General features: G+C 41.6%; 7 protein-coding genes. 5 read left to right on the plus strand and 2 right to left on the minus strand.

All coding sequences use genetic code 11. From position 1 onward, the window contains the following. Positions 1-421 precede the first annotated feature (421 nt). Both RMY00_RS18720 and RMY00_RS18725 read right to left on the minus strand, forming a co-directional pair. Positions 422-1,573, minus strand: a complete 1,152-nt coding sequence (locus RMY00_RS18720) for a DUF1822 family protein (protein ID WP_322648970.1) — start codon at positions 1,571-1,573, stop codon at positions 422-424. Between the two features lie 58 nt (positions 1,574-1,631). Beyond that, on the minus strand, positions 1,632-2,828 hold the full coding sequence (locus RMY00_RS18725; RefSeq protein ID WP_322648971.1) for a sigma-70 family RNA polymerase sigma factor: 1,197 nt from the start codon (positions 2,826-2,828) through the stop codon (positions 1,632-1,634). A 333-nt stretch (positions 2,829-3,161) separates the two neighbouring features. On the opposite strand from RMY00_RS18725, the gene RMY00_RS18730 reads away from it, so the two are divergent. The 5 genes from RMY00_RS18730 to RMY00_RS18750 all read left to right on the plus strand — a co-directional run bounded on the left by RMY00_RS18730 (position 3,162) and on the right by RMY00_RS18750 (position 8,528). Continuing rightward, positions 3,162-3,521 (plus strand): hypothetical protein, encoded by a 360-nt coding sequence (locus RMY00_RS18730; RefSeq protein ID WP_322648972.1) that lies wholly within the window; start codon positions 3,162-3,164, stop codon positions 3,519-3,521. 584 nt (positions 3,522-4,105) lie between these two features. Continuing rightward, positions 4,106-4,537, plus strand: coding sequence for a hypothetical protein (locus tag RMY00_RS18735; RefSeq protein ID WP_322648973.1), 432 nt, complete (start codon positions 4,106-4,108; stop codon positions 4,535-4,537). A 64-nt stretch (positions 4,538-4,601) separates the two neighbouring features. Next, positions 4,602-4,784: a hypothetical protein gene (locus RMY00_RS18740; protein ID WP_322648974.1), complete on the plus strand. Its 183-nt coding sequence runs from the start codon at positions 4,602-4,604 to the stop codon at positions 4,782-4,784. Then, positions 4,781-7,000: a peptidase domain-containing ABC transporter gene (locus RMY00_RS18745; protein WP_322648975.1), complete on the plus strand. Its 2,220-nt coding sequence runs from the start codon at positions 4,781-4,783 to the stop codon at positions 6,998-7,000. Before RMY00_RS18740 ends, RMY00_RS18745 begins: the two co-directional genes overlap by 4 nt. 25 nt (positions 7,001-7,025) lie before the next feature. Beyond that, complete coding sequence (locus tag RMY00_RS18750) at positions 7,026-8,528, plus strand: HlyD family efflux transporter periplasmic adaptor subunit (RefSeq protein WP_322648976.1); 1,503 nt, start codon at positions 7,026-7,028, stop codon at positions 8,526-8,528. The last annotated feature ends 107 nt before the right edge of the window (positions 8,529-8,635 follow it).

The following is an 8,635-nucleotide window of genomic DNA, read 5'->3' on the forward strand; positions in this document are numbered from 1 at the left end:
ATTCACCAGCCCCTTTAAGAGGGAACTCGATTTCCGGCTTCCCCCCTTTACAAGGTTAGTTAGTGAGCGACAATTCACCAGCCCCTTTAAGAGGGAACTCGATTTCCGGCTTCCCCCCTTTACAAGGGGGGATTGAGGGGGGTAATTCGACTTGTGTGTACACCGTAGCCCCAAGGCATCGGGGAGGGGCGGTTTTGGTTTTAGACACCAAGGTGAGGTGACGCTGTGAGTAACCATAAGTAAATGAACTCAATATCACGTCTTGACAAGGGTTTCACGTTAAATTAACACCTATGGGCACTGCCGTACCCTTACACCCTGCTATATATATCTTGGTTGCTAAATAGGTTGTTGTGTGTAGTGAAATTCAGTTTAAGAGTAAATAATAGAGGCTGAACGTGAAGATTTTTGAAGGTAGAACTTAAAACCGCAAAATCTCTCGGTCATAGTCTTCAGGTGTGGGTTCTATTTCCCAAACTAATCCTTCTCCTAGTTCCAAAATTACTTCCAAATACAACATATCTACAGGAGTTATTGCTGTATCTTGATTATTTTCAAAAGCTTGTAAGTCTTCCGTTAACAGTCGAAGCTTAAACCCAGCCGGAATTTGACCATCAAGAGTTGTACTTCGCAATTCAAAACGCCAAACATAATCCTCAGAAGCGCTTTTTGGGAAAATGCGTAACTCGTATGTTTGCTCTGCAATTATTATTTGCCGAGACAAGCCTAGAATTGGTTCTGCACTCCGCATCCCCACAGGTACCATAACGAATTCTTTTTTTTCCCATCCCCACTGTTGAGCTAAATTGGCTACTCCTGTCTGTAACCATTGCGGAATCGATCGCTGTATAAGTAAACCCTGACGCAGTTCATACAACTTTTTTCGCCAACCGCTATGTGCCAAAAGCGCACCCCAGAGTGAAAATGGAACTGCTAAACGTGGGAATTTCACATCGCGATCGCCCAATCTTTCTAAAAGGTTTTCTGCCTGGGTTTTGCTAATAGAATCTATTGGTGCAATCTCAGCACGTAAGGTTTCTAGCTGATTAAGTTGGCGTGTAACCCACAGCACATTAATATCTGGAATTAAATCTTCTTTTTCCAAACTATAAGTGCGATCGCCAGCATCATAAACCCCTTTTGTTTTCAGAATTTGATGGGTTGTGTAGCCAAAAATCTTCATCCAGCCATCATCGGGATTGACTTGTACTGCTATGTAATAGTCAGCAACCCACTCTGGTATATCTACCCATTCTTGAGGTACGCGTAACTCATCATCATCCATCGCCAGGGTAGGAATTAATACCAGGCGATCGCGCTCGAAAGTAATAGCTGTGCCATTGACTACTTCCCAAAAACTCGGCAATACCGCATTGTTAGGATAAACCCTGGCGGTGGGAGCAATTTCCTCTTGGAACCAAGGCAAAAATGCTTGCAAGCATTTTTGATTTATCCATCCACGTTGACAAGCACCAGCTGTTGAGTATGGTTGTTCTTGCGCCTCTGGAAATTGGGTAATTTCCAAGTATAAATGCTGCGAGTCAATAGTGAATGGGGCAGGTGGGATCAACATAAATAATTCTAGAATGGCTCCATATAAAGACCATGTAAGGGAGAGGGGAGAGACAAAATTATTTCTTGTCTACTGATTGAATTTGGGTATGGCTATATTGAACTTTGAGCCATTCCTCTAAACTTGTGTTTATGGCATCTACTACGTCGGATTTAGGGGAAATATGCAAGGTGTTTTGACTCCATTGCGTGAGAGTCAGGAGCAATGACTTTTTAATGGTGCTCAGGCGACGGGAAACAGTATATTGCTTAATTTCTAACTGGGCAGCAATTTCTTGTTGAGTTAGTTGTTGAACGTAGTAAGCTTGTAGTACTTTTTGTGACTCAGCATCGAGTGCAGCGATCGCTTGGGACAAAACTTGGTTTAACTGAGTTTGCTGCGATCGCATATTCACAGCTTCTTCCTGCTCAATAATTTCCGTTAGTAAAGATGTTTGCACTACAGGTAATATATCTAATAAATTACCCTCATCTTCTTTGAGGGGAGCGTCTGCGGAAACAAATTTAGGATAGAGGAAAGTACGGACAGCCTTAGCAGCAGATAATACCCATGCTTCTATAGTTTGCTGATTGGTGGCGGCAGTGAGTGAACTCAATCGGCTTAAACGTTCTGCATTATAAAGATTACTAATAGCCTCCCAAGTCCGAGCATCTGGTTTGGCAAGCTGACGAATTTTTGTATTGTCACCTGTGTAGAGTTCCTTAAAGCATTCCCAGGCTAAAACATAACTTTCGATGTTTTGAGTGTTAAATCCGGCATTTTGTAATGACTGCACTAGTCGTTTGCGGCTGAGTTTATGCAATAATGCCCAGTCTGAGCAAATGTCTGCTTCCCGGTGTAAGCGCAGTGCATCTTTGATAATCGATTCAAAAGTTAATTCTGCATAGGCTTTTAAATGCGAACTGTATTGAGGATTAAAAGTTTTGAGTATTTTGTTAATATGAGCGATCGCCATCTGAAAATAATCTGCTACAGACGACTGCGTGGGAAAATTGAGGGCGAATTTTCTGGCAGTCCAATAGCACACCTCTTGTAGATAAGCAGAAATATGTGCAAGTGCCACAGGACTAGATTGAGTCTGCCAAACTCTATACCAGTAAAGCGCCCAAAAGGTATCTGATTTCTCAGTTGACGACTCCAGGCAAACTTTCATACTGCGTCGCAGTTTGGCATCTGTTGCCCAACCACTAAACTGGTCTACATCAAATTGCACAAAGGTAGAAAAGATTTCAACAATGCCCTGTCGGGGTTGCATGGAATACTTGCCACTGTTTGAAACATAGCTGATTTCAATTATACAGCCATAGAGCCAAAAGCTAATTCCTTGCTGCGTAAGGATTTTACAGATTTTTCCAAAAATTTTTCATCCAAGTGCATAAAAACTAAAAGTCATCGTAGAGAGTGATATGCAGAGAAGTTCATTTAAAAAGATGCTTTCTTTGGGGATTAGCGGAATCATTGAATAAGTTCGTCAAATACAGAACAAAACTTCGATAATTGCAACCGCAAATTTATCCCACAAATATGCAACTTCTTAAAAGTTACCTAATTATCTCTGCATCACCTAATTAACAAAGAGAGAAAAACCATGTTAACTAATCAAAGCTGCCTAGAATCTTTTGGTTTAATTGAAGAACTTGACGAACAAGCTGCTGAAACAATTAGTGGCGGAGCTACCGAGGTGTTTACGGTTAAAAACAAAACGCCATACAATGTCTCCTACACTGTCGATGGTACAACAGCACCACAGTATGCCGCAAATCCTAATGATGGTTATGCTATATGGACTGCCACTAGCGGAGGAATCATTAGATATGACAAAGACAGTCGAAATGACTATGAGGATTACGTAACGTACAATTTGGCCGATGGAGGAGTATATGAGTTTAAAGACAACACGAGCACTGTTGGCAATCCATACGATATACAACTCTATAGTGTTGCGTAAATTTGAAGCAGATTTACTGATTTGAATTTTCGAGGTTAGATTGTCCTATCTCGGTTCAGATTAAAGATGCAACCACTCAAAAATCTGGGTTAAAAAGCTGAATATAATATAACGTCGGGGCAAGTGTCCCGATTTTTTTATGCATAAGGATTTGCAATATTTTTCCCAAAAATTTCCGATCTAAGCTCGACTTTATCCCAAATTAAGAACTTGGTTCTCCTGATACGGCAAAAACCCTAGCTTTTTGGCAAAAACTTTTTCCATGTCACTGAATTCTCGGTGAAATCGAAAAAGTAAAACTACTATCCCACAAAGGTTACAACCTCAGCTTAAGCAAAAAAATGGATAAAGTCGAGCTAAGTGCATAAAAACTAAAAGTCGTCGTAGAGAGTGATATGCAGAGAAGTTCATTTAGTAAGTATCACAAAAAAGATGCTTTCTTTGGGGACTAGTTGAATCATTGGATGATTTCGTCAAGAACAAAACTTCGATGGTTACAGCCACAAATTCATCTCACAAATATGCAACGCTTTAAAACTTACTTCATTTTCTCTGCATAACCTAATTAAACAAGGAGAAAAACTATGTTAAATATCGACACCATCACTTCTACTTCTAACTCTTCTGTTGTGAGTCAAGAACAACTGTTCACCGAATTAACTCCCGAAGAAGGAGCAATTCTTGAGGGAGGACAGTTTACAGTTTTAATTAGAGATGTCGGCCCAGCTAGGGCTGCCGTGCCTCCCCAAGGTTTACAAACTCTTTCTCTGACTATAGCCAACCCGACGGTTCTTCAAATAACAAATAGCACTGGCTACAATTTGTCCTATGACTTAAAGTTTGATGCTCCTAACGCTGGCGGTAATCTTTCCATTGCCCCAGGACAAGTTTCAAATTTTCTAGGTCGAGATCCAGTAGCTATGGCAAAGTGGGATCTTAGTCTACTGCTACCAGGGATACAAGAGATAAATCAGGAGCTAGCACCAGGAAGAAGATATGAATTTTACGAAGCCTAACTGAACTGCTTGTCTGACATCCTAAGGAGTCTCTACTAAGTTAGACCTAATAGTAAAGAGTAGGGTGGACATCTTTGAGCGATCGCAATCGGTGCGTCTTGAAGGATTGCCAAGCGATCGCTCTTACCAACTACTTTTGACTATACCCCAAGCAGTCAAAAGTCTGAATGGAAAAACTAAACACTTAATACAATCGGGTCACAAGACTCGATTGTATTTTCTCGCCAATCATCATACCAGAAGATGAAATACCAAATAGTCCTCCAACACAGCGAAGAAGACTGCGGTGCTGCAAGTCTTGCAACTATTGCCAAACATTACGGACGCACATTTACTCTCAACCGCGTCCGAGAAGCCGTAGGCACTGGTTCTAGAGGAACATCCTTGCTGGGATTGAAACGGGGTGCAGAAGTACTAGGATTCAACGCCCGCCAAGTTAAAGCTAGTCCCCAATTAATCGACCAACTGGATCAAGCTCCCCTACCAGCAATTATCCACTGGAAAGGCTACCACTGGGTAGTATTATACGGGCAAAAAGCCAAAAAATACGTCATCGCCGACCCTGGTGTTGGTATCCGTTACCTTACCCGTCAAGAGTTAATGGCGGGTTGGGGTAATGGCGTAATGTTACTGCTAACTCCAGACGACAGTCGTTTTTATCAACAAGAATCAGATAAAATTGGCGGATTGGGAAGATATCTGCAACGGGTTTGGCCTTATCGTTCTATTCTTGCCCAAGCGATCGCTATTAACATCGCCATTGGACTACTTTCTTTGGCATCTCCTTTTATGATGCAACTCCTCACCGATGATGTCTTAGTACGAGGTGATACCCAACTACTAACCACCGTCGCCATTGGCGTTATCGCCATGAACTTAATTAGAAGTGCCATTAGCTTAGTCCAATCTCACCTCATTGGTCACTTCGGTCAAAAATTGCAATTAGGACTAATTCTAGAATACGGACGCAAACTCTTACATTTACCCCTATCTTACTTTGAAGGACGACGCAGTGGGGAAGTTGTTAGCCGCATTGCCGATGTTAAAGCCATCAATAACTTAGTTTCCCAAATTGTCTTGGGATTGCCCAGTCAATTCTTTATTGCTGTAATTTCCTTGGGTTTGATGCTCTTTTACAGTTGGGAACTAACTCTCGCTTCCATAGTTGCATTTCTAGTTGTCACGGGTGTTAACCTGCTTTTCTTACCCGCGATGCGCCAGAAAACCCGAAATTTAATTGTTTCTGGTACAGAAAACCAAGGCTTTTTGGTAGAAACATTTCGCGGCGTTCAAGTATTAAAAACTACCCAAGCCACTCCCCAAGCTTGGTCAGAATACCAAGGGAATTATGGTCGCCTTGCCAACTTGGGCTGGAGTATGATGAAACTGGGGCTGTATAGCAGTACAGTTACTGGCATTCTTTCCACCTTCATCAGTATTGGCATCCTTTGGATAGGTAGCTACTTAGTCATTAATCGTACCTTAACAATTGGTCAATTAATGGCATATAACGGCATGAGTGGCAACTTTCTCGGCTTCTTAGGTGCTGCCATCGGCTTAGTAGATGAGTTTATCACAGCCCAGATAGTCCTTCAACGGATGACAGAAGTGATTGACGCTACCCCAGAATCTGAAAATGATTTTAAAAAGCCTTGGGCACAAATTCCTGGTCATGCAGATATTACTTGCACTGAACTTAACTTTCATCATGCAGGTAGAGTTGATCTCTTACAAGATTTTTCCTTAACTATTCCTGGCGGTAAAGTTATTGCTTTAATTGGCAAATCTGGCTGTGGTAAAAGTACTCTGGCAAAATTGCTGACTGGCTTATATAAAGTCGAGTCTGGCAATATTCGTTATGGTTTATATAATCAGCAAGACCTATCCTTAGAATGTCTACGTCAACAAGTGGTATTAGTTCCTCAAGAACCCCACTTTTGGAGTCGTTCGATTATTGACAACTTCCAGTTTAGCTATCCCCATATTAGTTTTGAAGAAATTGTCAGAGCTTGTCAAATTGCAGGTGCAGATGAATTTATTAGCAAATTACCTGATAAATATCAAACTGTTTTGGGAGAATTTGGAGCAAATCTTTCTGGTGGACAACGCCAAAGATTAGCCATAGCCAGAGCCATAGTTACTCAGCCACCAGTCTTAATTTTAGATGAATCCACAGGCGCACTTGATCCAGTAAGCGAAAGACAAGTACTAGATAGACTTTTATCTCATCGTCACAATCAAACGACTATTTTAATTAGTCACCGTCCCAAGGTTATCCAGAGAGCAGATTTAATTGTATTTTTAGAACAAGGACGCTTAAAAATCCAAGGTACACCAGAAGAATTGCGCTCTTTACCTGGCGAACATTTAGATTTCTTAGATGATATTTTTCCCTCTCATAATGGGTTGGCGCTGATATCTTCTCCGGCTCATCATAATGGCAAGACTGCCACTGTTAATTAAGATAATTCGTAATTTGTAAGACATTATGGTTAGCAATACAAATTTTCTCCCTCCAATTCAAACAAACGAATTTCTCCCACCAATTACTCGTTGGACAACATGGGGCGGAATGTTTATTCTCTGCGTTCTTGGATTAGCTGTGCCACTTGCTGCAATTTGTAAGTATAAGGTTACAGTCCAAGGACAGGCGGTTGTGCGTCCGGCGGGTGAATTGCGAATTGTGCAAGCGGCGACTGAAGGCCAGGTTATGCACATTTATATTAAAGAAAATCAATTTATCAAAAAAGGAGATGCGATCGCAACTATCGATGACTCCCGTCTGCAAACCAAAAAGAGCCAATTGCAAACTAGTATTCAACAATCTAAGTTACAACTAGTGCAAATTAATGCCCAAATTAGTTCCCTTAATAGCCAGATTCAAGCCGAAACTGACCGCCTTAACCGGATTATTACTGGCGCTAAAGCCGAATTGAGTGGTCGCCGTCGGGAATATCAAGATAAAAATCTTACCACTGTTTCCGAACTTCAAGAAGCTGATGCCAACGTCAAAATTGCTGAAAAAGAATTGCACGCTGGGGAAGCACAGTTAAAAACAACACAAGCAAATCTCCATGCTGCTGAAGCTGCTTTGGGTGTAGCCCAGTCAAAACAGAAGCGATATGAGAGTGTGGCTGCCCTTGGGGCGCTATCTCAAGATCAATTGGAAGAAGCACAATTATCTGCAAGACAGCAAGAGCAAGCGGTAAAGGCACAACTTGCAGCAGTGGAGGTGCAAAAACAGACAATTGAACGGTTACAACAAGCAGTATCTGCTGTGATTGCCAGAAGACAACGCGCCCAAGTTGCCGTAAATCCAAGTAATGCAGAAGTAACTGTTGCTACTGAGCGAATTGCTCAAGAAAAAGCCGGAGGGGAAAGTAACAAAGCAACATTAGAAAAAGAACGCCAAACCCTAGTTAACCAACGGATTGAAATTGAAAAGCAGTTAGAGCATGATACTAGCGAACTCAAACAAGCCAAAATAGATTTAGCTCAAACTGCGATCGCAGCTACCGCCGATGGTATTATTTCCCAACTCAATCTGCGAAACCCAGGTCAAACTGTACGTGCTGGTGAGGAAATATTGCAAATTGTCCCCACTGATGCGCCTCAAATTTTGAAAGCAGCAGTAGGATCTGAAGATCAAAGTAAGTTAAAAATTGGTCAAAAAGTCCAAATGCGTGTAAGTGCTTGTCCTTACCCAGATTATGGTACTCTCAATGGTCAGGTGCAGACGATTTCTCCAGATGCAATCTCTCCTCAAAATAATGGCACAAATGCATCGATGAATGGCAATACTAGTCCAAAAGCTACTGCGCCCGGTGCTTTCTATGAAGTCACAATTCAACCAGAAACTTTGGTTTTAGGTAAAGGGAAAAACCAGTGCCACATTCAATTGGGTATGGAGGGTAGGGTTGATATTATTTCTCGTGAAGAAACAGTGTTGCAATTCTTTCTCCGTAAGGCGAGGTTGATTAGTGATTTTTAACTAGGAACGAGGAAACCCGCTCCTACTAATTGAATTCGGGCGGTCGTTTATTGAATTCGGGCAGTCGTTTATTGAATTCGGGCAGTTGTTTATTGAATTCGGGCAGT

Source organism: Nostoc sp. ChiVER01 (genome assembly GCF_034531155.1).
In the GTDB taxonomy this organism is placed as follows: Bacteria; Cyanobacteriota; Cyanobacteriia; order Cyanobacteriales; family Nostocaceae; genus Nostoc.